The organism is Amycolatopsis samaneae (assembly GCF_039541975.1).
GTDB classification, from domain to species: domain Bacteria; phylum Actinomycetota; class Actinomycetes; order Mycobacteriales; family Pseudonocardiaceae; genus Amycolatopsis; species Amycolatopsis samaneae.
Genome location: NZ_BAABHG010000007.1, coordinates 396,965 through 418,811, shown reverse-complemented (window position 1 = coordinate 418,811; position 21,847 = coordinate 396,965). Strand labels below are relative to the sequence as shown.

21 protein-coding genes, 1 tRNA gene and 1 other RNA gene are annotated in these 21,847 nt (G+C 71.0%); 8 read left to right on the top strand and 15 right to left on the bottom strand.

Going from position 1 to position 21,847, the window contains the following annotated elements; all coding sequences use genetic code 11:
- Nucleotides 1-4: 4 nt before the first annotated feature.
- Nucleotides 5-364: a YbaB/EbfC family nucleoid-associated protein gene (locus ABD987_RS21045; protein WP_345395960.1), complete on the bottom strand. Its 360-nt coding sequence runs from the start codon at nt 362-364 to the stop codon at nt 5-7.
- A 114-nt stretch (nt 365-478) separates the two neighbouring features.
- Here ABD987_RS21045 and ABD987_RS21040 point away from each other — a divergent pair, with 114 nt between their 5' ends.
- Nucleotides 479-1,258 (top strand): N-acetylmuramoyl-L-alanine amidase, encoded by a 780-nt coding sequence (locus tag ABD987_RS21040; RefSeq protein ID WP_378214194.1) that lies wholly within the window; start codon nt 479-481, stop codon nt 1,256-1,258.
- Here ABD987_RS21040 and ABD987_RS21035 read toward each other — a convergent pair.
- On the bottom strand, nt 1,246-3,378 hold the full coding sequence (locus ABD987_RS21035) for a DNA polymerase III subunit gamma and tau (RefSeq protein WP_345395957.1): 2,133 nt from the start codon (nt 3,376-3,378) through the stop codon (nt 1,246-1,248). The genes ABD987_RS21040 and ABD987_RS21035 overlap by 13 nt on opposite strands.
- Before the next feature lie 44 nt (nt 3,379-3,422).
- Between ABD987_RS21035 and ABD987_RS21030 the strand changes: the two genes are divergently transcribed.
- Nucleotides 3,423-4,298, top strand: a complete 876-nt coding sequence (locus ABD987_RS21030) for a spermidine synthase (RefSeq protein ID WP_345395954.1) — start codon at nt 3,423-3,425, stop codon at nt 4,296-4,298.
- Nucleotides 4,299-4,453: 155 nt separating this feature from the next.
- Here the strand turns inward: ABD987_RS21030 and ABD987_RS21025 are convergent, their stop codons facing one another.
- On the bottom strand, nt 4,454-5,086 hold the full coding sequence (locus ABD987_RS21025; protein WP_345395951.1) for a TetR/AcrR family transcriptional regulator: 633 nt from the start codon (nt 5,084-5,086) through the stop codon (nt 4,454-4,456).
- Nucleotides 5,087-5,183: 97 nt separating this feature from the next.
- Between ABD987_RS21025 and ABD987_RS21020 the strand changes: the two genes are divergently transcribed.
- The gene (locus ABD987_RS21020) at nt 5,184-6,815 is read left to right on the top strand and encodes an FAD-dependent oxidoreductase (RefSeq protein ID WP_345395948.1); all 1,632 of its coding nucleotides are present in this window, start codon (nt 5,184-5,186) and stop codon (nt 6,813-6,815) included.
- A gap of 184 nt (nt 6,816-6,999) precedes the next feature.
- Here ABD987_RS21020 and ffs read toward each other — a convergent pair.
- The 8 genes from ffs to ABD987_RS20980 all read right to left on the bottom strand — a co-directional run bounded on the left by ffs (nt 7,000) and on the right by ABD987_RS20980 (nt 14,009).
- An RNA gene (ffs, locus tag ABD987_RS21015) (signal recognition particle sRNA small type) lies at nt 7,000-7,094 on the bottom strand.
- 29 nt (nt 7,095-7,123) lie between these two features.
- Nucleotides 7,124-7,729, bottom strand: coding sequence for a GTP-binding protein (locus ABD987_RS21010; RefSeq protein WP_345395945.1), 606 nt, complete (start codon nt 7,727-7,729; stop codon nt 7,124-7,126).
- Entirely contained in the window at nt 7,707-8,087 is a 381-nt protein-coding gene (locus tag ABD987_RS21005; RefSeq protein WP_345395943.1) for a DUF742 domain-containing protein, read from the bottom strand. Before ABD987_RS21005 ends, ABD987_RS21010 begins: the two co-directional genes overlap by 23 nt.
- 20 nt (nt 8,088-8,107) lie before the next feature.
- Nucleotides 8,108-8,542 carry a roadblock/LC7 domain-containing protein gene (locus ABD987_RS21000; RefSeq protein ID WP_345395941.1) on the bottom strand — a complete coding sequence of 145 codons (435 nt, stop codon included), beginning with the start codon at nt 8,540-8,542 and terminating at the stop codon, nt 8,108-8,110.
- A complete protein-coding gene (locus ABD987_RS20995) occupies nt 8,539-11,217 on the bottom strand; it encodes a sensor histidine kinase (protein WP_345395938.1) in 2,679 nt (892 codons plus the stop codon). The genes ABD987_RS21000 and ABD987_RS20995 overlap by 4 nt, the downstream gene beginning before the upstream one ends.
- A 37-nt stretch (nt 11,218-11,254) precedes the next feature.
- Nucleotides 11,255-12,052: an ABC transporter ATP-binding protein gene (locus ABD987_RS20990; protein WP_378214196.1), complete on the bottom strand. Its 798-nt coding sequence runs from the start codon at nt 12,050-12,052 to the stop codon at nt 11,255-11,257.
- Entirely contained in the window at nt 12,049-13,002 is a 954-nt protein-coding gene (locus ABD987_RS20985; RefSeq protein ID WP_345395932.1) for an ABC transporter permease, read from the bottom strand. The genes ABD987_RS20990 and ABD987_RS20985 overlap by 4 nt, the downstream gene beginning before the upstream one ends.
- Nucleotides 12,999-14,009 (bottom strand): ABC transporter substrate-binding protein, encoded by a 1,011-nt coding sequence (locus ABD987_RS20980; RefSeq protein ID WP_345395929.1) that lies wholly within the window; start codon nt 14,007-14,009, stop codon nt 12,999-13,001. The genes ABD987_RS20985 and ABD987_RS20980 overlap by 4 nt, the downstream gene beginning before the upstream one ends.
- Before the next feature lie 386 nt (nt 14,010-14,395).
- Between ABD987_RS20980 and ABD987_RS20975 the strand changes: the two genes are divergently transcribed.
- Nucleotides 14,396-15,313 carry a serine/threonine dehydratase gene (locus ABD987_RS20975; protein WP_345395926.1) on the top strand — a complete coding sequence of 306 codons (918 nt, stop codon included), beginning with the start codon at nt 14,396-14,398 and terminating at the stop codon, nt 15,311-15,313.
- Nucleotides 15,314-15,316: 3 nt separating this feature from the next.
- Here ABD987_RS20975 and ABD987_RS20970 read toward each other — a convergent pair whose 3' ends face one another.
- The 4 genes from ABD987_RS20970 to ABD987_RS20955 form a co-directional block, all read right to left on the bottom strand.
- Nucleotides 15,317-16,372, bottom strand: a complete 1,056-nt coding sequence (locus ABD987_RS20970; protein WP_378214177.1) for a fatty acid desaturase family protein — start codon at nt 16,370-16,372, stop codon at nt 15,317-15,319.
- 225 nt (nt 16,373-16,597) lie between these two features.
- Nucleotides 16,598-17,503 (bottom strand): dihydrodipicolinate synthase family protein, encoded by a 906-nt coding sequence (locus ABD987_RS20965; protein ID WP_345395919.1) that lies wholly within the window; start codon nt 17,501-17,503, stop codon nt 16,598-16,600.
- Nucleotides 17,504-17,642: 139 nt separating this feature from the next.
- On the bottom strand, nt 17,643-18,740 hold the full coding sequence (locus tag ABD987_RS20960) for a chitinase (RefSeq protein ID WP_345395916.1): 1,098 nt from the start codon (nt 18,738-18,740) through the stop codon (nt 17,643-17,645).
- 247 nt (nt 18,741-18,987) lie between these two features.
- Nucleotides 18,988-20,223, bottom strand: coding sequence for a M20 metallopeptidase family protein (locus tag ABD987_RS20955; RefSeq protein WP_345395913.1), 1,236 nt, complete (start codon nt 20,221-20,223; stop codon nt 18,988-18,990).
- A 76-nt stretch (nt 20,224-20,299) separates the two neighbouring features.
- Here ABD987_RS20955 and ABD987_RS20950 point away from each other — a divergent pair, with 76 nt between their 5' ends.
- The 4 genes from ABD987_RS20950 (at nt 20,300) to ABD987_RS20935 (ending at nt 21,829) form a co-directional block, all read left to right on the top strand.
- Nucleotides 20,300-20,782, top strand: a complete 483-nt coding sequence (locus ABD987_RS20950) for a tRNA adenosine deaminase-associated protein (protein ID WP_345395910.1) — start codon at nt 20,300-20,302, stop codon at nt 20,780-20,782.
- 23 nt (nt 20,783-20,805) lie between these two features.
- Nucleotides 20,806-21,243: a nucleoside deaminase gene (locus ABD987_RS20945; RefSeq protein ID WP_345395907.1), complete on the top strand. Its 438-nt coding sequence runs from the start codon at nt 20,806-20,808 to the stop codon at nt 21,241-21,243.
- 56 nt (nt 21,244-21,299) lie between these two features.
- Nucleotides 21,300-21,386: transfer RNA gene (locus ABD987_RS20940), tRNA-Ser, on the top strand.
- 320 nt (nt 21,387-21,706) lie between these two features.
- Nucleotides 21,707-21,829 (top strand): hypothetical protein, encoded by a 123-nt coding sequence (locus tag ABD987_RS20935; RefSeq protein ID WP_345395904.1) that lies wholly within the window; start codon nt 21,707-21,709, stop codon nt 21,827-21,829.
- Nucleotides 21,830-21,847: the final 18 nt, after the last annotated feature.

Below are 21,847 nucleotides of genomic sequence, written 5' to 3'. Positions count from 1 at the left end.
GCTGTCAGCCGCCGAGGCCGAGGCTGCCGAGGTCCGGCATGCCGCCGCCACCGCCGAGGCCGCCCGCCAGCGGGCCCAGCTTCTGCTCGGTGAGCTTCTGCGCGCTGGCCGAGGCGTCGCGCACCGCGGCGACGACCAGGTCCGACAGGGTCTCCACGTCGTCCGGGTCCACCACCTTGGGGTCGATCGCCAGTGCCTTGAGCTGACCGTCGCCGGTCACGGTCGCGGTGACCAGCCCGCCGCCCGAGGTGCCGGTGACCTCGGTCTTGGCCAGCTCGTCCTGCGCTTCGACCAGCTTCTGCTGCATCTGCTGGGCCTGCTGCATGATTTGCGACAGGTCGAAGCCGCCGCCGGGTTGCACCATGATCCGCACAATCCTCTCGTCTGTGTCCTCCCAGGGTAGCCGCGCCGCCGGGTCCCCCGGGCGAGGACGCCCAGGGTGTCCTGCCCGGCGCGGCGGATCCGCTGTGGCACCGTGATCGACGTGCGACGACGGGTGAGTGCTCTGCTGCTGGTCCCGTGTCTGCTCGCGTCCGCCTGCGGGGCGAGCGAGGTCACCGCACCGGCTACCTCCGCGGCGCCGCCGAGCACCCCGGCCACCACGGCACCACCGGCGCGGGTGGTGGTGCTGGACCCGGGACACAACGGCGGTGGCGCCGCGCGTCCCGCGGAGATCAACCGCCTCGTGCCCGCCGGGCGGGGCCGGACGAAGCCGTGCAACACCACCGGGACGTCGACGAACGCGGGCTACCCGGAGCACGCGTTCACCTGGGACGTCGCGCAGCGGATCGGCGCGGCCCTGGGCGCCAAGGGAATCACGGTCGTGTTCACCCGCCGGGACGACTCCGGCGCCGGACCGTGCGTGGACGAACGGGCCGCGACCGGCAACGCGGCGAACGCCGACGCGGTCGTGTCGATCCACGCCGACGGCTCGAATTCCGCCGGCGCGCACGGTTTCCACGTCGCGTACTCGTCCCCGCCGCTGAACGACGCGCAGGGCGAACCGGCGGAGAAGCTCGCGAGAACGTTGCGAAACACCTTGCGGGACAAGGGTTTCAGCACCGCGAACTACCTCGGCGCGGACGGCCTTTCACCCCGCGACGACCTGGCCGGGCTGAACCTGTCCACCCGCCCGGCCGCGCTTGTCGAATGCGGGAACATGCGCGACGCCACCGAGGCCGCCGCGATGTCGAGCGAGGACGGCCGCCGGCGCTACGCCACGGCGATCGCCGCCGCCGTCGAGGCCTACCTGGGCTGATCGAGCGGCCGCGCACCGAGGTGATCGGAGAGCAGCTTCTGCGCGATGTCGTGCGGGTCCTCCTCCGGCGGCGGAGGCGGCGCGGGCGGCGCCGGGCTCGCGTCCTCGGAGTAGAGCTCCTCGTCGTCCTCGACCGGCTCCGGCGGGAGCGGGATGTCGGGCTCGGTGGTGGTCACCTTCGGCCGCGACGGCGCGACGGGCTCCGGCGCGGGACGGCTCGGCGCGGGACGGGCCTGCTCGGCGGCGGCGTGCGCCAGCGCGGCCGCCGAAGGCCGGGTGAAGGACCGTTCCGGCGCGGGGGCCGCCTGCGGCGCGGGCTGCGCGGCGCGGGCGGGTGCCGCCGCGGCCGCGCCGTGCACACAGCGAACCTGCCACTCGCCGGGGACGACGGTCTTCAGTGCCCCGGCGATCTTCTGCGCGTTCGCCTGGTCGGACAGCCGCCGGGCCAGTGGCTCGGACTTGTGCGTCAACGTGACGACCGAGCCCTCGACCCCGACCACTGTGGCCTGCGTCAGCATCGCTTCGAGGCTGCGCCCGCCCGGGACCTGCCGCAGCGCCGTCAGCAGCTTCGGCCACGAGTTCCGCAGCGAGGCCGCGTCCAGCCCGCCGGGCTCCGACGACGGCTCCGGCGGTGTCGCGGGCGCGGGTTCGGCGGCTCGAGAATCCGGCTGTGCCACCGGTTTGGCCGGGGGCGCGCTCGCGGCGGCGGGCGGCGCCTGCTCGGCGGGCGGCGTGGCGGCCGCCGCGGAGGGCCGGGTGAACGACCGCTCCGGCGCGGGGGCCGCCTGCGGTGCGGGCGCGGGCGTGGGTGCGGGCTGGGCCGGGGCGGGCGCGGCCGGAGCCGCGGCCTGGGGTGCCGGTGCCTGTGCCGGGGCGGCGGCACGCTGGGACGGCCGCTGGAACTCGCGCTCCGGCGCGGCACGCACCGGCGCCTCGGCACCCGCCTCGCCGCCGGCGGCGGCCGGGCCCCGGCGTTCGAGCCGTTCGATCCTGGCCAGCAGCGCCTTTTCCGCGTCGGTGACCGAGGGCAGCAGCATCCGCGCGCACAGCAGTTCCAGCACCATGCGCGGCGAGGTCGCGCCGCGCATCTCCAGAAGTCCATTGTGGACGATGTCGGCGTAGCGGGACAGCGTGCCGAGGCCGAGGCGCTGTGCCTGCTCCTCCATCCGCTTGAGCTCGTCGTCCGGCGCGGAGACCAGGCCGCGCGACCCGGCGTCCGGCACCGAGCGCAGCAGCACCAGATCGCGCAGGCGGTCGAGGAGGTCGGTCGCGAAGCGACGGGGGTCGTGCCCGGCGTCGGCGAGCTTCTCCACCGTGCCGAACACGGTCGCGGCGTCCTCGTCCGACAACGCCTTGATCATGTCGTCGATCAGCGCGACGTCGGTGACCCCGAGCAGCGCGACCGCGCGGGAGTAGGTGACGCCGTCCGGCCCGGCGCCGGCGAGCAGCTGGTCCAGCACCGACTGCGTGTCCCGCGCCGAACCCCCGCCCGCGCGGATGACCAGCGGGTACACCGAGGGCTCGACCTGCGCGCCCTCGGCCGCGACGTTGCGCTCCAGCAGCGCCCGCATCGAACTCGGCGGGATCAGCCGGAAGGGGTAGTGATGCGTTCGCGAGCGGATGGTGGTGAGCACCTTGTCCGGCTCGGTGGTGGCGAAGATGAAGATCAGGTGTTCCGGCGGCTCTTCCACGATCTTCAGCAGCGCGTTGAAGCCCTGCGTGGTGACCATGTGCGCCTCGTCGATGATGAACACGCGATAGCGCGATTCGGCGGGCGCGTAGAAGGCCTTGTCGCGGAGTTCGCGGGCGTCGTCGACACCACCGTGGCTGGCCGCGTCGAGCTCGGTGACGTCGACGCTGCCCGGCCCCTCGGGCGCGAGCGCGCGGCAGGAGTTGCATTCGCCGCACGGATCGGGTGTCGGCCCCTGCGCGCAGTTGAGCGAGCGCGCCATGATGCGCGCGCTCGACGTCTTGCCACAGCCGCGCGGACCGGAGAACAGGTACGCGTGGTTGATGCGGCCCGCGGCGAGCGCGGTCCGGAGGGGATCGGTCACATGCTCCTGACCGACGACCTCGGCGAAGGTCGCCGGACGGTACTTGCGGTACAGCGCTAATGCCACGCCGCGAGGGTACCGGTAGGGGACGACACAACTAGGCTCGCCCGGTGAGCCACGCCCGATCAGCCCGCAACCGGCCTGCCCAGCGGAGTGCTCCGGCCCCGGGCAGGTACCCGGTCCGCTTCGGTGTCGCGGAGCTGCTGCGGGACGCCGACGCCGCGAACGCGTGGATGGTGTCGGTCGACGGCGTCGCCCAGTCCTACGTCGACCTCGACGATCCGACGAACCTGGAGTTCGACTACGTCCGCCGGATCGGCGACGTCGTCGACCATCTCCCGCCCGGCCCGCTCGACGCGCTGCACGTCGGCGGCGCCGCGTGCACGCTGCCCCGCTACGTCGCCGCGACCAGGCCCGGCTCGCGGCAGCACGTCTTCGACGCGGACGGCGAACTGGTGGAACTCGTCCGCGCCCAGCTCGGCCTGAAGGTGCCGAACCTGCGTGTCCGGGTGTCGGACGGCCGCGCCGGGGTCGCCAGCCGCCGCGACGCGAGCGCCGACCTCGTGATCGCCGACGCCTTCGAGAGCGCGAAACTCGCCGGTGGGCTCGCGACCGCCGAGTTCACCGCCGACGTCGCCAGAGTGCTGCGCCCGGCCGGGACCTACCTCGCGAACATCACCGACGGGCCGGGGCTGCCCTTCGCCCGCCGGTTCGCCGCCACGCTGGCCGAGGTCTTCCCGCACGCACTCCTGCTGGCCGAACCCGCCGTGCTGCGCGGGCGCCGCTTCGGCAACCTGGTGTTCGCCGCCTCGCGGACGGAGCTCCCGGTCACCGAGGTCACCGCGCGCACGGCGTCCTCGCCGTTCCCCGCGCGCTGCGTGAGCGGCGACGGGCTGCGCGAACTCCGTGGCAGGGCCACGCCGATCCGCGACGAGGCGCCGGCGGAGGCCCCGGCACCACCCGACGACGTCCTCGGCCTGTTCTGAACCGGCCGCGCTGTACCCGCCCCCGGACGCCGGGCTCGATACCCCGGCCGCAGGAGGCGCACTGAAGGACGCCTTGGGTGCACTGACCGTGCTGAAGGACGCTTTCAGTGCACCCAACGCACTGAAGGCGTCCTTCAGCACGTCCGGCGCCGCGCCTAGGCCGGGTCGAGGCCGAGCAGACGGGCGACGAGCGCGACCTGGTCGGCGTAGTGGGTGATGAACTCGGGTGAGCGCGGATCGACCTCGCAGACACCCTCGATGACGTGCGGCAGCGTGGTGGTCGCCATCGCCCCGGCCATCATCATGATCATCAGGCAGGCGGGGTCCACCTCGGCGGGCAGCCGCCCGGACTCCCGCAGAGCGCGGATCCCGTCGACGCTCTGCCGCATCCGCTCCGCGCGTCGCTCCCGGTCGGGGTCGTCCTCCGGACCGCGGTACTCCAGGCCGCCCCAGGCGAACAGCCGGACGCCGTCCGGGTTCCGCAACGCCTCCAGCGCGTACTGGCGGATGCCTTCGGACGGCTTCATGTCCGAGGTGACCAACTCGTTCTCGTACTCCCACCAGCCGTCCGAAAGTGCCTGGTAGAGGCCTTCCTTGCCGTCGAAGTAGTACGAGATCAGCTGCTGGTTGACCCCGGCGCGCGCGGCGATCGCGCTCACCCGCGCGCCGGCGAATCCGTGCGCGGCGAACTCGGCCGCCGCCGCGTCCAGGATCAGCTTCCTGGTGCGCTCCGGATCGCGCTGCCGTTCCTGTGGCTTGGGTGACCTGCGGGCCTGCGAAGGGGACACGCCCGGATTCTACATACGCGTGGCACTCTCAACTAGTTGACATATTCAATCAAACATTCAGTTGACACAGTGAGGCGATCTCCTGATTATGGGAGCCATGACCGAGACACAACACGCCACCGTCCTGATCGTGGGCGGCGGCACCACCGGCCTGTCCACCGCGCTTTTCCTTGCCCGGCAAGGAATTCGCCCGATTCTGGTGGAGCGGCACCCGTCGACGGCGATCATGCCGCAGGCGCGCGCGTTCAACCCGCGCACGATGGAGATCTACCGCACCCTCGGCCTGGAGGAGGCCATCCGGGCACGCACGTCGATCCTGGCCGACTGGCCGGGGATGTTCGGCGCGGACACCCTCGCCGGCGAGGAGACCTTCCGGCTGGAGATGCCCGGCCCGGACAGGCCGCAGGTCGAACTCGGGCCGACCGGGTGGGGCCTGGTCGACCAGGACGAGCTGGAGGAGATCCTGCACGCCGAAGCCGAGCGCCACGGCGCCGACGTGCGCTTCGGCACCGAGATGATCTCCCTCGACACCGACGACGACGGCGTGACCGCGGTGGTGCGCGAACTCGCGAGCGGCACCGAGTACCGCGTCCACGCCGACTACCTGGTGGCCGCGGACGGCAACCGCGCGGGCATCCGAGGGCGGCTCGGCGTCGGCGCGGACGAACTGCTCTCGCGGACGCACAGCCTGTTCTGCGTCTTCGACGCCGATCTCACCGACGCGCTGCGCGGGCGCCGTTTCACGCTCGTCTACCTCAACCGGCCGACGACCGGCACCGTGCTCGTGCCCATCCGGCAGGAGGGGCGGTGGATGCTGGGCATGCCGTACTACCCGGAAAAGGGGGAAACCCAGGAAGGTTTCACCGAAGAACGCTGTGTCGAGCTGGTCCGCGCCGCGGTCGGGGACCCGGATCTCGACGCCACGCTCGTGCCGCCGGTGCCCGGCTGGCGCCAGAAGGTCTCGTTCAGCACCAGCGGCGGCTGGGTCGCCCAGCGGTTCCGCGCCGGGCGGGTGTTCTTCGCCGGGGACGCGGCGCACGTCATGCCGCCCTCGGGTTCCTACGGCGCCAGCACCGGGATCGCGGACGCGCACAACCTGGCCTGGAAGCTGGCCGCGGTGCTCGGCGGCCACGCGGGCGAGGAGCTGCTGGACACCTACGAGCAGGAGCGCGGTCCCGTCGCGCGGACCACGGTGGAGCAGGCGATCCGGCTGATGAGCCTGCGTACCGGCGGAACCGGCGACTCGGCCGCGGAGGCGGAAAACCTGGGTGTCATCTACGGCTACCGCTACACCTCTCCCGCGGTGCTGACCGAACCGTCCACCCCGGATACCCCGTTCGAGGACCCGCGCACCCCCACCGGCCGCCCCGGAATACGCGCCCCCCACGTAAACCTCAAGCGCGACAACGCCACCCCACTGTCCACACTGGACCTTTTCACCGAAACCTTCACCCTGCTGACCGCAAAAGACGGCAAGGACTGGCACCCAGCCGCCACCACGGCGGCGAAGAAACTCGGCCTGACCTTGCACGTCCACCACATCGGCACCGACCTACAGGACCCGGACGACCGCTTCGAAACCACCTACGGCCTGACCCCCACCGGCGCCACCCTGATCCGCCCCGACGGCTTCGTAGCCTGGCGCTCCCCCACCCTCCCCACAAACCCAGCCGACACCCTCCACCACACCCTGACCCACCTACTACACAAACCCCAGCCACGTGCTTGAACAGCGAACTCGCGTGTCTGAGCAGCGAACTCGCGTGCTTGAACGGAGCACTCGCGTGTCTGAACGGACGACACCACGCTGGATCAGGAACCAACCGCACCGTGGGGGTCCGGGGGGCTCGGCCCCCCGGGTAATGGGCGGGGTCCCCTCGCTGCGAAGGCGCGCCAGCGCCGAGCACGAGGGCATAAGGGGACCCCGCGCACCCGCCAGAGCCTGCTTATCCTTGCTGCCTTCCGGCCCTGGGGAGGTTCACAGGGTGGACGCCGCGCGGGGTCCGTCGCCTAGTGTAGCGGTAGACGATTCGGGGCCTACGGGGCACCCGCCGCGGCGCGTGCGCGGTTGAAGGTGTTGTGCAGGACGGCCAGCAGTGCGTCGCGGACGGACAGCTTCTTCCGGGCGTCGAAGGTGATGATCGGGACGTCTTCGCCGACGGCGAGTGCCCAGCGGATGTCGTCGAGCTGGTGGGCGAGGTCGCCGTCGAACATGTTGACGGCGACGACGAAGGGGAGCCCGGCCTTCTCGAAGTAGTCGACGGCGGGGTAGCAGTCGTCCATGCGCCGGGTGTCGACGATGACGAGCGCGCCGAGTGCGCCGTTGACGATGTCCTGCCACATGAAGCCGAAGCGGTCCTGGCCGGGGGTGCCGAACAGGTACAGCTTGATCTCTTCGTCGATGGTGATGCAGCCGAAGTCGAGCGCGACGGTGGTGGTGGTCTTGGCCGGGACGTGCCCGGTGCGGTCAACGCCGGTGGCGGCCGAGGTGATCGCGGCCTCGGTGGTCAGGGGTTTGATCTCCGAGATGGCGGACACCGCCGTCGTCTTGCCGACGCCGAAGCCGCCCGCGATGACGATCTTCACCGGGGCGGGTGGGCGGGCGGTGGTGCCCGCCGGGTCAGCGAATGGCGTTGAGTCCACTAATGATCCTTTCGATCATTCCGAGATCGTGGGAAGCGTGGGTGCCCGGTCTTCGGACGACGACGTAGCCGAGCGCGGCGAGGTCGGCGACCAGTACCCGTGCCACCCCGATGTGCAGGCCGAGCAGCGCGGCGATCTCGGCGACGGACATGGTCCGGCGGCAGAGGGAGACGATCTCGCGTCGTTCGAAGGTGAGCTGGGGGTGCGAGGCGGCGCCGAGCCTGCTGGTCAGCACCTGTGCCTCGATCTCGAGCGTGTGGTCGACGGGCTGGGCCCTTCCCGCGGTCAGCAGGTAGGGCCGCAGCAGGGAAACCCCGGTGTCCTCGAGCCCGGGCGACGGGTCGTCGTCGCCGTTCATGGCTGTCCTCCTCATCCGCGCTACATCCCGACGGTGTTCTTGAGCTCCTCGATCAGGCCTGGGGTGAGCACCTCGGTGGCGCGGTTGGCGAACATCGCCATCTCGTAGGCGATGGTGCCCAGGCTGGACTGTTTCCCGGCGAGGACGCCGAGGGAGCAGCCGATGCTGATCGTGCTGACGAGCAGGTAGCCCCGTTCCAGCTCGATGATGACCTTGTCCGGGGCGCCGAGGGGGTGACTGTCGGAGACGCCGTTGGCGAGGCCGAGCATCGCCGAGGAGATCGCGGCGAGCCGGTCGGCGTTGGACCGTTCCAGCTCGGACGACATGGCGATGAGCAGCCCGTCGGCCGAGACGGCGATGGCCGCGATCGTGCCCGCGGTGTTCTGGGCGAACCGGTTGACCAGCCAGTTGAAGTTCTTGGCCTCAACGCTGACGCCGGGTGCGGGTGTGGTCATTTGGTGCTCTCTTCCATCGGATCCGGCCGTAGTGCGGCCTTGGCCAAGCCTGCGGTGAACGAGTCGAAGGCGGCGCGTTCGGCGTCGGGGTCGCGCCGGGGCCACGCGGCGGCCGGGGACGCGGTCGCGACCGCCTTGGCGTGCCGGGGGCGGGCGGCCTGCTGCCGGAGGCCCGGCGCGAGCTGGGCGCCCGGTACGCGGCGGATGAGGCCGCCGCGTTCGAGTGGCTGCGCGAGCGTCGGCGGTGCGGCCGGTACGACCGGCTTCGGTGGTGCGGGGGCGGCCGGTGGCGGCGGGGGAACGGGCTCCGGGGTGGGCACGACGGCCTTCGCGAAGCCTTCTTGGAGGCCGTCGAAGGCGTGACGGGCAGCGTCCGGGTCGTGCCGTGGCGTGGTCTCCGCCGGGGGCGGGGGTGTCGCCGCGCCGCCGGAGCCGGGGAGCTGGGCTCCGGCGACGCGGCGGCGGAGCCCGCCGCGACGTTCTTCGGCGGCCGGTTCGGCCACGAGGGTGGCCGAGGCGCGCGCGCCGACGGCGGGAATGGCGGAGGGCGCGGACTGGTCGGTCTGCCGGAACCAGCGGAATCCCCGTTCGTGCCTGGCCATGGGGACGACGAGCGCGGGGATGGCGGGCATCGGCAGTTCGGCCTGCCGCGTCGAGGGCTCGGGCTCGACAGGCACGGGCGCCGCTTCGACGGGCGGCGGGGCGGGTGCCTGCGGCGTCGGCTCGGCCCGTTCGGCCGCGGTCAGCGGCCTCGGTGCCTGGCGGGTGAACAGGGTCGCCGGGACCCGCACCCGCGCGGTCACGCCGCTGCCCGGTGTCTCGACGAGTTCGACGGCGAGCCCGTGCCGCCGCGCGAGCCGTCCGACCACGAACAGGCCGAGCACGCTGGTCGGGGCGAGTTCGAGCCGTTCCCGTTCGACCAGCCGCCGGTTCTCCTCGTCCAGCCGTTCCCTGGTCATCCCGATGCCGTGGTCGACGATGCCGACGACGCACGCGCCGTCCTGGTCGAAGCCGGTGCGGACCTCGACCACCGAACCCGGCGGCGAGAACGAGGTCGCGTTCTCCAGCAACTCGGCGCAGATCAGCACCAGGTCCGCGCCGAACGCCGAGTTCAGCAGGATGTCGGCCACCTCGCCGAGGTGAACCCGTTGGTAGTCCTCGATTTCCGCCAGCGCCGAGCGCAGCGCGGTGGACAGGTCGACGGGCCCGGCGATGCGGGCCTCGTCGGCGGTACCGGACACGACGAGCAGGTTGTCCGCGTTGCGCCGCAGGCGAGTCGACAAGTGGTCGAGCCGATAAAGCCGTTCGAGCAGGCGGACGTCCTGTTCGTTGCGTTCGAGCTCGTCGACGAGCGCGAGCTGGCGGCCGACCAGGTTCTGGGTGCGCTTGGCGACGTTGGCGAACATGAGGCTGGTGTTGCGCCGGGTCTGCGCCTGGCGTTCGACCAGGCTGGACGCGGTGGTCTGGACGCGGTTGAACGCCTCGGCCAGCCTGCCGAGCTCGTCGGCGGAGGAGACGTCGATGGTCGCGAGCTGCGGTTTCTGCTCCTCGTCGCTCTCGGTGTCGGTGACCCGCACCAGCTCGGTGTCGGCGAGGTCGGCGACCGAGGTCGCGGCGGAGGTCAGGCGGCGCAACGGATCCGCGATCGACCGGCTGACCGCGATGGCCAGCAGCGCGACGAGTCCGAAAAGGACGGTCGCGCCGGCACCGACCAGCCAGACGAGGCGGGTGGCCGCGTCGGCACGCGCGGACGCCGCGGCGGTGATCTGGCTGATCACCTCGTCCTGCGCGTGCTTGCGCTGGTTGGACTGTCCGTCCGTGGTGGCGAAGACGTCGCCGACGAACCGCTCGGTCCTGGCGCGATCGCCGGGTTCGGGCACCGAAGCGCCCAGCTCGTCGATCCGGCGGGCGGCGTCGCCCTGGTCGACCCTGACCACCAGTGAGGCCTGCGCGGCGTCGGTCTGCTGGACGAACCGTTCGGTGAAGATCGGCGCCTGGAAGGTGGCGTCGCCGAGCAGGGTGCGGCCCGCGTCCGGGGACACCGCGGACACGATCAAAGCCATACCGCGCAACGAGTTCTCCTCGTTCGCGCGCAACAGCGCCTCGAGCGCGGTGAGCTGGCGGTTGCCCTCCGCGTCGTCGGTGGTCCGCGCGGTGAGCCGCAGCGAGTCGATGATCGAGCCGACGACGGCGTGGTAGGTGCGGGCGACGCCGTCCAGCGAAACGCCGCGGCGCTGCGCGTTCTGCCGCATCTCCTGCAGCGACCCGACCCGCACCAGCGCCGCGGTGAGCTCCTCTGGCGCGTCCGCGCCGAGCGCGGCACGGACGTCGTTGACACCCGCGTCGACGGTCCGGCGCTGCCGGTTCATGTCGCCGTCGCCCGCCGAGGGCGACGCGACGTAGGCGGCGGTGAGCAGCCGTTCGCGCTGGAGCTGCCAGATCAGGCCGCCCAGCTGTTCAGCCTGGCGGGCCACCTCGGCGGTCCGGCCCGCCGAGGACGCGCTGCCGGCCTGGATCACCACGAACGGGACCGAAACGAGCACCACCGCCGCGAGCGGCGGGCCGAGCAGCAGGTTCAGCTTGCCCCGGATGCCCAGCCTGCCCAGGAACCGCTTCACCCCGGATCGGCCGCGAAGCCGGGCCACGCGCCCCGGCTTCGTCCTGCCGTGCCTCATGTTGCCTGCCCCATCCCGTTCAGCTCGTGTCACCGTCTCAGCGCCCGTGGGCGACACCGCGGGCCGCTCTGCCACGGTGCTGTTCGCGGACGCGGTCCTCGATTTCCGCACGCAGCGCCAGGAACTCCGGCGTCCGCTTGACCGCGAGGTCCCGGTCCCCCGGCAGGGACACCGCGACGTCGGCGGCCACCCGCCCCGGATCGGAGGCGAGCACGACGACCCGTCCGCCGAGGAACACCGCCTCCTCCACGTCGTGGGTCACCATCAGCACCGTGGTGCCGGTGTCCCGCCACACCTGGCGGATCAGGACCTGCATGTCCTCCTTGGTCTGGACGTCCAAGGCGCCGAAGGGTTCGTCGAGGAGCAGCACTTCCGGCTCGCACGCCAGTGCCCGCGCGATCGCGACCCGCTGCTTCTGCCCGCCGGAAAGCTGCTTCGGCAGCGAACGCCGCACCGGGGTGAGCCCGGTTTCGGCGAGGTACCAGTCGACACGGCGGGCGCGTTCGGCGGCGTCGATCGGGAGCAGTTCCAGTCCGAAGGCGACGTTCCGCTCGACCGTGCGCCACGGGTACAGCGCGCCGGACTGGAAGACCAGCCCGCGATCGGGGCCGGGCCCGCCGACCGGGACGCCGTCGAGCGTGATCCGGCCTTCGGTCGGCCCGGCGAGCCCCGCGATCAGCGACAGCAGCGTCGACTTCCCGGAACCGCTGGCACCGACGACACACACGAAGTCGCCGGGCGAGACGTCCAGATCGACGGCGTCGAGCGCGCGGACGGTCCCGCCGCGCACCGGGTAGTCCTTGGCCACGCCGCGGAGTTCGAGCAACGCCGTCACGCCGTCCACCGCCCCACCCGCGTGCGCACCAGCCGCAGCGCCACGTCGATCACCAGCCCGGCCACACCGATCACCACGAGCACCGCGAAGATGCGGTCGGTCTGCAGGAACCGTTGCGAGCGCACGATCCGGTAGCCGAGGCCCTCGGTGGAGTTGATCAGCTCGGCGACCACGACGAAGTTCCACGCGGCCGCCGCGTTGACGCGGATCGCGTCGATGATCCCCGGCAGCGAATGCGGCACGACGATCTTGCGCAGCACCTCGCCGCGCCGCGCGCCCAGCGTGTACGAGACGTCGATGAGCGAACGCGGGACACCACGCACGACGTCGGCGACCATCAGCGTGTTGAAGAAGAACGTGCCGAGGAACAGGATCGCGATCTTCGACGGCTCCCCGATGCCGAGCCAGATCATCATCAGCGGGATGAAAGCGCTTGCCGGCATGTACCGCACCAGGCCGATGACCGGCTCGAAGGCGTACTGGCCCGCGACGAACGTCCCCATCACGATGCCGATCGGCACCGAGACGAGGACCGCGAGCCCGAACCCGTAGAGCACCCGGCCCGCCGTCGCGCCCAGATCCGCGACGAGGTCGCCGGACCGCAGCATCTCCAGTCCGGCCGACAGGACGGCACCGGGCGAGGGCAGGAAGGTGGCGGGGGCGGCTCCGCTCGCGCAGAGCACGACCCAGGCCAGGAACGGGACCAGCAGGGACAGCACGGTGAGCACCCACCGCCAGGCACGCGGGATCGGGGTGCGGATGGTCCGCAGCGGTGAGACGGTCTTGACCCCGGCGCGGCGGGGCAGCGGCGCCCACCCGGCCTTCGGCCGCCGCGCCGCCGCCTCGTGCGCTTCCGCGAGCCGGGCTTCGGCCTCCAGCTCCTCGGCCTGCCGCAGCTGATCGGTGACCCGTTCCCCCGTCCGGGCACCGCGACCGGGGTTTCCGGTCACTGCGGGACCGCCTTGACGAACTTGTCCTCGAACAGCCCGTCGGTCGACGGCCGCGCCTTCGCCAGCCCGGTGCCGACGAGGAAGTCGATGATCTTGTTCGACTGGAAGTCCAGATGGGCCGGTGTCACTCCCGGCGTGAAGGCGTCCAGGTTCTGCTGCCGGGTGAAGATCGTGGTGCCCGCGTCGTAGGTGTTGTAGTCGTTCGTGGTCACCCCGCCGCGCTTGGCCATCACCTCGACCGCGGCGGCCCGGTTCTCCTTGATCCACTTCACCGTGTCGAACCAGGTGTTCACCAGCGCCTGGACGTCCTTGGGCCGGTCCTTCGTCAACGCGGCCGAGGTGACCAGGTGATCCGGGATGGCGCCGGGGAACTCGGCGGAGGTCGCGATCGGACGGCTGCCGGGACGTTCCAGCGCCTTCGAGGTGAACGGCGCGAACACGGCGACGGCGTCGACCTGGCCCGCGACGAACGCGGCCGCGGCGGCGTCGGTGACCAGCGGGACGAGCTGGATGTCCTTTTCGGTCAGATGCGCTTCCTGCAGGGCGAGCAGCAGCAGGAAGTGGTCCACCGCGCCCTGTTCGACGGCGACCTTCTTCCCCTTGAGGTCGGCGACGCTGGTGATCCCGTCCCGCGCGATGATCTTGTCGTTGCCGGTGGAGTTGTCGTTGACCAGCACGACCGACAGTTTGGCGCCGCCGCTGACCGAGGAAAGGGTGTCGTTCAGCGTCTGGCTGTTCGCGTCGATGGCACCGCTGGAGAGTGCGTTTATGCTGTCGGTGTAACTCTCGAAATACTTCAGCTCGACGTCGACACCGTTTTTGGCGAACAGGCCTTTTTCCTGGGCGACCTGCCAGGGAAACCAGCCGGGCCACGCGCTGAAGCCCAGCGTGATCTTGCTACCGCGGCTGGCGTCGCTGCTGCCGCAGCCGGCCAGTGCCGTGACACCTGCCAGCGTCAGTGCACACAGGATCGCCGCCATCACGCGGGGTCGAAAGCGGGAAGTCACAACGAACTCCTGGGGAAGGGGGAGGATTCGGGGCGTTGTGGGGTTCGGGAGACCAGCGCGGCGCTCGGCCGCTGAGGGGCATCGTCAGGGCCGTACGATCAGCAGCTCCTCGCGTCCAGTCGCGATGTCTTCTCCGTCAAGAGAGAGTTCAAGGGATCACCACATCCAGTGAAAATCGGACACGGTAAGTAAAGGGTCCACCACCCCTTGTCTCTCAGCGGAGAGAGCCTAGCGACCTGCGGGAGATCCCGACAATGCCTACCAAGCAGTTTGATGACACTCTATTTCTATCGGCCGACCAGGCAAAACTCTGAATACGCGGCACAATTTTCGCGATTCCGAGCATGCCGATACCGATGACCAGCCCTGATGCAAGAGTGGAAGCCATGACTGACCCGATCGTGTCACCGACCGTGGCGGACATCCGTGCCGCCGCCACCCGGATCCGTCCCTATGCCCGGCACACCCCGCTGCTGCGCGCCGAAGTGGACGGACGCCCGCTCGCACTGAAACTCGAGCACCTCCAGCGGAGTGGGTCCTTCAAGTTCCGGGGCGCGATGAACGCACTGCTCGACGGCCCCCTGCCGGACCGCGTCGTGACGGCGTCCGGCGGCAACCACGGCCTCGGCGTCGCGACCGCGGCCGCGCTGCTGGGTGTCCCGGCGACCGTGTACGTCCCCGAATCCGCCCCGGAAGCGAAGACCGTCCGGATCGAACAGACCGGCGCGAAGCTCGTCCGGCACGCCGCGACCTACGGCGAAGCGGCCGCGTCGGCGCTGGCCGCGGCGGACGCCCCCGGCACGCGGTACCTGCACGCCTACGACGATCCTTCGGTCGTGGCCGGTCAGGGCACCGTCGCGGTCGAGATCGTCGCGGACGCGCCGGACGTCGATGCCGTCGTGGTCTCGGTGGGCGGTGGCGGACTGGCCTCGGGCGTCACACTCGGCGCGGACGGCCGCCGCGTCTTCGCCGTCGAGCCGGAGCACTGCCGGGCACTGAACGCGGCGCTCGAAGCAGGCGAACCGGTGGACGTCTCCCTCGACTCGGTCGCCTCCTCCGCGCTGGGCGCGACCCGCGTCGGCGACATCGCGTTCGATGTCCTCAGTGGCCCGTCGGTGACCTCGGCGCTGGTCGGCGACGCGGAGATCCTCGCCGCGCGGGATCGGCTGTGGGCGGAGTTCCGGCTGGCCGTCGAACCGGCCGCCGCGGTGCCGTTCGCGCTCTGGCTGGCCGGCCGGGTCGAGGCCGAGCTGCCGTGCCTGGTGCTCTGCGGCGCCAACTCGGCCTGGACCCCGGGCGACTGACCTTCACGACCGGACGCGGGCCGCTGCGCGCAGTGGCGCGCCGACGGAGTGCAGGTGCCGCAGGACGAAACCGTAGGAACGCAACCAGCCGCACTGGGCGTAGTCGATTCCGTGCCGTGCGCAGAACTCCCGGACGATCACCTGCGCGTGACGCAGGTTCGGCCGGGCCATGCTGGGGAAGAGGTGGTGTTCGATCTGGTAGTTCAGCCCGCCCAGCGCGAAGTCGGCCACCGGGCCGCCGCGGATGTCGCGCGAGGTGAGCACCTGCTTGCGCAGGAAGTCGAGCCGGTGCCCGGCGGACAACGTCGGCATGCCCTTGTGGTTGGGCGCGAACGAACATCCCATGTACAGGCCCCACAGGCACTGGTGCACCGCGATGAACACGAAGCCGGTCCCCGGTGACAGGACGACGAACACCGCGGTCAGGTACGCGGCGAGATGGCCGAGCAGCAGCGCCGCTTCGAGCTTGTGCCGTTTGACGTCGCGCCGCCACACCGCTACCACGCTCGACACGTGCAGGTTCAGGCCTTCGAGCAACAGCAGCGGGAAGAACAGGATCGCCTGGTACTTCGCGATCCAGCGCAGGAATCCGCGTTTCCCGCCGCTTTGCGCGCGGGTGAACGCCAGCGCCGCGATGTTGACGTCCGGATCCTCGTCCTCGTGGTTGGGGTTGGCGTGGTGTTTGTTGTGCGTGCCGATCCACCAGCCGTAGCTGAGCCCGACCAGGCCGCCGTGCACCATGCCGGTCGCGTCGTTGGCCCGGCGGCCACGGAAGATCTGCTTGTGCCCTGCGTCGTGGCCGATGAACGAAAGCTGGGTGAACATCATGGCGAAGAACGCGGCGAGGAACAGCTGCCACCACGAGTTCCCGAGGAACGCGAAGGCCACCCAGCCACCGGCGAAGGCGAGCAGGTTGAGACCGATTTTCCAAGCGTAGTAACGCCTTCTGCGTCTCATCAGGCCGGCGCTTTTCACGAGCCGGGAGAGTTCGGCGAAATCGGACCCGGTACCGGGCGGCGGCGCCCCCGGGTCGAGTGCTGGGGTCGTCGTCAACTTCATGCACCACTTTGGGTACGTGCGAAAGCCTTGTCCAGCAAGGATTTCCGACCGCCGGAGGTCCCGGCGGAGAAAGGCGCTGGGCCTCCGGACGCCGCGGTAACTCCGCGGGCTGCCTTCAGGGTCGCATCCCGATGCGGCTCGCGCAAACCACCCGCCAGGACACGATGAGGTGTACAGTTCGGTAACTCGGGCGGCCTCTCCGCCGGGCCAGGCGACCCGGGCCGGTCACCCGGTGAGGCCCCATGACGCGAGCAGCGCGCCGACGCGGGCGCGTTCGCCGGAGGTGAGTGCCCGGCTCGGCGGCCGGACGTCGGGGCGGCACAGGCCGAGCTGGGCCAGCGCCTCCTTGACCACGCTGACGTTGTTCGCGTTCCGGTGCGCCGCCCGCATCTCCTCGAACGGGCGGATCCGCTCCCAGACCGCCATCGCGCCGCGGTGATCGCCGGCCGTGAGGGCGTGGAACATCTCCGCCGACGCGGCCGGGTCGACGTTGACCAGTCCCGAGGTGAACCCGGTCGCGCCGACCGCGAAGTATCCCGGCGCGGAAAGCTCGGCCAGTCCGGCGATCCAGGTGAACCGCCCGAAACCGGCGTCACGGGCCACCGAGGCGAACCGCACCGGATCGGGCACCGCGTATTTCACCCCGACGACGTTCGGCGCCGCCGCGCCGAGCGCCGCCAGCCGGGCCCCTTCGATCGCCGCGTCACGGACGTAGAGGACGACCCCGAGTTCCGGCACGGCGTCCGCGATCGCGCGGTGGTACTCGACCCAGCCCTCCTCCGCGACGTACGGGTGCACGGGCTGGTGGATCATGATCATCTCCGCGCCCACGTCGCGGGCGTGCCGGGCCGCCCGGATCGCCGACGCGACGTCGTGCCCCACCCCGGCCACCACACTCGCCCGCCCGGCGACCGCACTGACCGTGGTTTCCAGGCACAGCCGGGCTTCCTGCTCGTCGAGCGCGTAGAACTCGCCGGTGTTCCCGTTCGTGGTGATCGCCTCGGCCCCACCGTCGACGAGCCGCTCGACGAGCACGCCATACGCCCCGGTGTCGACGCCGCCGTCCGCGTCGAAGGGCGTGACCGGGATGGCCACCACCCCGGACAGCCGCCGCTGGGCCCCGAACGTCATGACACTCCCGGCATGTCGGATCTGATATACGATACGACATTAACACGGGCCGACCCGGGACGCGAAAAACCGTGGGGGCCTCCCCGAGGGACTCCAGGTCCCTCAAGGAGGCCCCCACGGACCGCCGCGGGAGGCGGGCTCAGCCGAAGTAGCCGGTGAAGTTCTTCGCGAACTCCCAGCCGTTGAAACGATCCCAGTTGATCGACCACGTCATCAGCCCACGCAGCGCTGGGAACACCCCGTGCGGCTTGTAGGCCCCACAGCCCGACCCCTTCGTCAGGCAGTCCAGCGACGCGCGGACCTCGGCGGGCGCGGTGTAACCGTTACCCGCGTACGACGCCGCGGGCAGGCCGATCGCGACCTGCTCCGGCCGCAACGGGGGAAACACGTTGGCAGTGTTGCGGGCGACCGGGAAGCCGGCCAGGAGCATGTCGGTCATCGCGGTGTGGAAGTCCGCACTGCCCATGAAGTGCCACTGGTCGTCCAGGCCCATGATCGGCCCGGAGTTGTAGTCCTGGACATGCAGCAGCGTCAGCGAATCCCGCAACGCGTGGATCACCGGGAGGTACGCGCCGGCACGCGGGTCCGCGCCACTCCCGGGACCGTAGAACTGGTAGCCCAACTGGACGAAGAACGTCTCCGGGGCCATCGTGAGCACGAAGTTCTCACCATAGCGGGCTTTCAGCGTCTTCAGCGCCGAGATCAGGTTCACCACCGATGGCGTCTTCGGGTTCTTGAAGTCCGTGTCACCCGAGCCCAACGACAGCGAGTGCCCCTCGAAGTCGATGTCGATCCCGTCGAGGCCCCACCTGTCGATGATGGCGCTCGCCGACGCGACGAAGGCGTCCCTCGCCGCGGCCGAGGTGAGCTGGACCTGCCCGTTCTGCCCGCCGACCGAGATCAGCACCTTCTTCCCCTTGGCCTGCTGCGCCTTGATCCCGGCCGCGAACTCCGCGTCCGGCTCGACGTTGGCGCATTCCGAGGAGGGGCAGCGGGCGAAACGCAGCTCGCCCGAGGTCACCGACGTCGGCTCCGCGAAGGCGAGGTCGATGATGTTCCACTCGTCCGGGACGTCGGCGATGCGGGTGTACCCGGACCCGTTGGCGAAACTCGCGTGCAGGTATCCGACGAGCGCGTGCGTGGGCAACGCGGCCCGCGGCGCGGCGGCGGCCGGTGCGGCGAACCCGCACAGCGCGGCGATCAGCACGACGACAGTGGCGTAGATCCTTTGGCGCATCAGGGCCTCCCGAGTCACCCCCGGCACCCCTCAGTGGACTAGACCATTGACCGCACTGTCAAGGTCTGGACCACCCCGTCACCGGGATGGCCGCACCACTCTGACTCGCTCACCAGCGTTCCCGCCGCGCGAGGTCGTGCGCCCCAATGTGGCATTGGGTGCGTTGGACGCAGCGAATGTGGCGTTCGGTGCGTTGGACGCACCGAACGCCACATTGGGGCGCTGGGGACCGGCCGATCCCGACCGCTCAGGACTCCTTCAGCGCGTTCAGCGCGAACGCGGCGTGCAGCGCGACGCCGTGCACCATGGCGCCCTCGTCGAAGCACACCCGGCTGGAGTGGTTGTCCTCGGCGTCCGCCGGATCCGTCCCCTGTGGACGCCCGCCGAGGAAGGCGAACGCGCCCGGCACCCGCTGGAGCACGTAGGAGAAGTCCTCCGCCTTCATCACCGGCGAGGCCAGAATCTCCACATTGGACAGACCGAGCAGCGAAGCGGCCACGTTCGCCACCTCGGCGGCCACCCGGTCGTCGTTCACGCTCACCGGATAGCCCGGCGTGACGTCCACCGAGACCCGGCAGCCGTGCGCGGCGCCGACCGCCTCGCACACCTTGGGCAGCTCCTCCCTGACCAGCGCGCGGGTCCGCTCGGACAGCGTCCGGATCGTGCCCTCCAGCTCGGCGGTCTCCGGAATGATGTTCGACGTCGTGCCCGCGGTGATCCGGCCCACGGTGATCACGGCGGGCTCGAACACACTGATCCGCCGGGTCACCATCGTCTGCAACGCCCCGACCATCGCCGCGGCCGCCGGGACCGGGTCCAGCGCGCTGTCCGGCTCCGAACCGTGCCCGCCCTTCCCGGTGACCAGCACGTCGAACTTGTCGGCCGACGCCATCACCGGGCCCGGCTTGACCTGCACGAGGCCACTGCGCGCGGTACCGATGATGTGCAGGCCGAACGCCCGCTCCACCCGCTCACCCGCCGCGTCGAGCACGCCCTCGTGGATCATGTGCCGGGCGCCGTGCTCGCCCTCCTCACCGGGCTGGAACATGAACACTACCGACCCGGCCAGCTCCCCTGCCCGCCGCGACAACAGCTTCGCCGCGGACACGAGCATCGCGACATGGGTGTCGTGCCCGCACGCGTGCATCACGCCCTCGACCTCGGACGCGAAGTCGAGCCCGGTCTCCTCGGACAGCGGCAGCGCGTCCATGTCCCCGCGCAGGAGCACCGCGGGGCCCGGCTTCGCCCCGCGCAGCACCGCCGTCAGCGACGTCGTCGACCTGCCTTCGGTGATCTCCAGCGGCAGCCCCGCCAGCGCCTCCTTGATCGCCGCCTGCGTCCGCGGCAGGTGCAGCCCCACCTCGGGGTGGCGGTGCACGGTACGGCGAAGTTCGACGGTTTCCTGCTGGAGCGCACGCGCCTCGTCGATCAATCCGGTGAACGACCTGTCGGGCAGACGGGGCAGGTCAGTGGGTCCTGTCATGGCTCGATAGTGGCACCACCGGCGCTTCGGCCGCACCGTGCGTGCGCCACAACGGCGGGCGGAATACGGTGTGCCCATGGCGGTGCAAGAGCCGGTCACGGGCTTTGCCGTGGCGGTGGTGCGGGAGGACGGCCGGTGGCGCTGCAGCGCCCTCGACCAGGGAGCGCTGGCGGAACTCGACGCGGCGATCACCGAGCTGGGCAAACTACGGTCCACCGGGGCGGCCTTCGGGCTGCTCGCGGTCGACGACGAGTTCTTCGTGATCGTCCGGCCGAGCCCGAGGGGACCGTCGCTGCTGCTCTCCGACGCCGCCGCCGCGCTCGACTACGACATCGCCGCGGACGTCCTCGACGTCCTGCGGGTCGATCCCCCCGACGAGGACGACGACGCCGTCTGGCCCGAAGGCGACCTGGAGATCCTCACCGACCTCGGGCTGCCCGGAGTCGAACTCGAGGTCATCGTCGGCGAAGTGGACCTCTACCCCGACGAACAGCTGCAGATGATCGCCCAGCGATGCGGGTTCGCCGACGAATTCGCGAAACTGCTGGACGAGCTCTGAGACGCCCGGCCGACACCGAAGCCGTGCAGGCCGCGCTCGACGCAGCGCGCGGCCCGGGAACCGACGTACCGATCGGCGCGGTCGTGTTCTCCCCCGACGGCACCCCGCTCGCCACCGCCCGCAACGCCCGCGTCGAACTGGGCGACCCCACCGCACACGCCGAGATCCTCGCGCTCCGCGCCGCGGCGAAACGCTTCGGCGACGGCTGGCGCCTCGAAGGCTGCACCCTCGCCGTCACCGTCGAGCCCTGCACCATGTGCGCGGGCGCCCTCGTCCTCGCCAGGGTCTCCCGGCTCGTGTTCGGCGCGTGGGAACCCAAGACCGGCGCCGTCTGCTCCCTGTGGGACGTCGTCCGCGACCGGCGCCTCAACCACCGGCTCGAAGTCCACGGCGGCGTACTCGAACCCGAGTGCGCCGCCCTGCTCGAAGGCTTCTTCGCCCACCGCAGAACCGACGGCTGACCCGGCCGGACAGCCCCCTCACACCCCGCGAACACCCCTCCGGTATTGTTCTCGGCGGTGGCGTGTCCGAGCGGCCGAAGGAGCACGACTCGAAATCGTGTGACGGTTAACCCCGTCCGTGGGTTCAAATCCCACCGCCACCGCTCGGCTTCGGGGCGAGGTGTGTTCGCGGATTGCGCGAACCGCACCTCGCCTCGCTGCTTTTTCTGGGGTGCAACCCCAGGCCCGCCCGGGGGCACGCCCCCGGACCCCCCGCCGGGGTTGCGTTCCATTGTTCGCTTGCGTGACGTTGTTGGTCGCTTGCGGGGCGTTGGTGCTTGCGGAGTGGTGGTCCGTGAATGCCACATTGAGGGACTCTGAGTCTCTCGATGTGGCATTCACGGACGCTCGTGGGTTGGGCGCGCGGGGGTCTCAGGGGGTGGACTTCTTGACCTTGGGGGCGGGGCGGGCCCACGATGGGGGCATGTCAGCCACCTGGGAACGTGTTTCTGTTCGGTGGCCCGACCAGGTCCGCAGCTGGTCGGCCGGTGAGGGTGTGGCGGCGCTGCTCCTGCGTCGCGGGCGGCTGGGCTCCCCGCCCGCGTAACGCGCAGTCCGTTCGAAA

Coding starts and splice junctions, on each gene's coding strand:
- ABD987_RS20950 (WP_345395910.1), top strand. CDS start 20,300: ATGGCGGTGCAAGAGCCGGTCACGGGCTTTGCCGTGGCGGTGGTGCGG.
- ABD987_RS20960 (WP_345395916.1), bottom strand. CDS start 18,740: ATGCGCCAAAGGATCTACGCCACTGTCGTCGTGCTGATCGCCGCGCTG.
- ABD987_RS21045 (WP_345395960.1), bottom strand. CDS start 364: ATGGTGCAACCCGGCGGCGGCTTCGACCTGTCGCAAATCATGCAGCAG.
- ABD987_RS20965 (WP_345395919.1), bottom strand. CDS start 17,503: ATGACGTTCGGGGCCCAGCGGCGGCTGTCCGGGGTGGTGGCCATCCCG.
- ABD987_RS20935 (WP_345395904.1), top strand. CDS start 21,707: ATGTCAGCCACCTGGGAACGTGTTTCTGTTCGGTGGCCCGACCAGGTC.
- ABD987_RS20970 (WP_378214177.1), bottom strand. CDS start 16,372: ATGAAGTTGACGACGACCCCAGCACTCGACCCGGGGGCGCCGCCGCCC.
- ABD987_RS20955 (WP_345395913.1), bottom strand. CDS start 20,223: ATGACAGGACCCACTGACCTGCCCCGTCTGCCCGACAGGTCGTTCACC.
- ABD987_RS21020 (WP_345395948.1), top strand. CDS start 5,184: ATGACCGAGACACAACACGCCACCGTCCTGATCGTGGGCGGCGGCACC.
- ABD987_RS20975 (WP_345395926.1), top strand. CDS start 14,396: ATGACTGACCCGATCGTGTCACCGACCGTGGCGGACATCCGTGCCGCC.
- ABD987_RS20995 (WP_345395938.1), bottom strand. CDS start 11,217: ATGAGGCACGGCAGGACGAAGCCGGGGCGCGTGGCCCGGCTTCGCGGC.
- ABD987_RS21000 (WP_345395941.1), bottom strand. CDS start 8,542: ATGACCACACCCGCACCCGGCGTCAGCGTTGAGGCCAAGAACTTCAAC.
- ABD987_RS21005 (WP_345395943.1), bottom strand. CDS start 8,087: ATGAACGGCGACGACGACCCGTCGCCCGGGCTCGAGGACACCGGGGTT.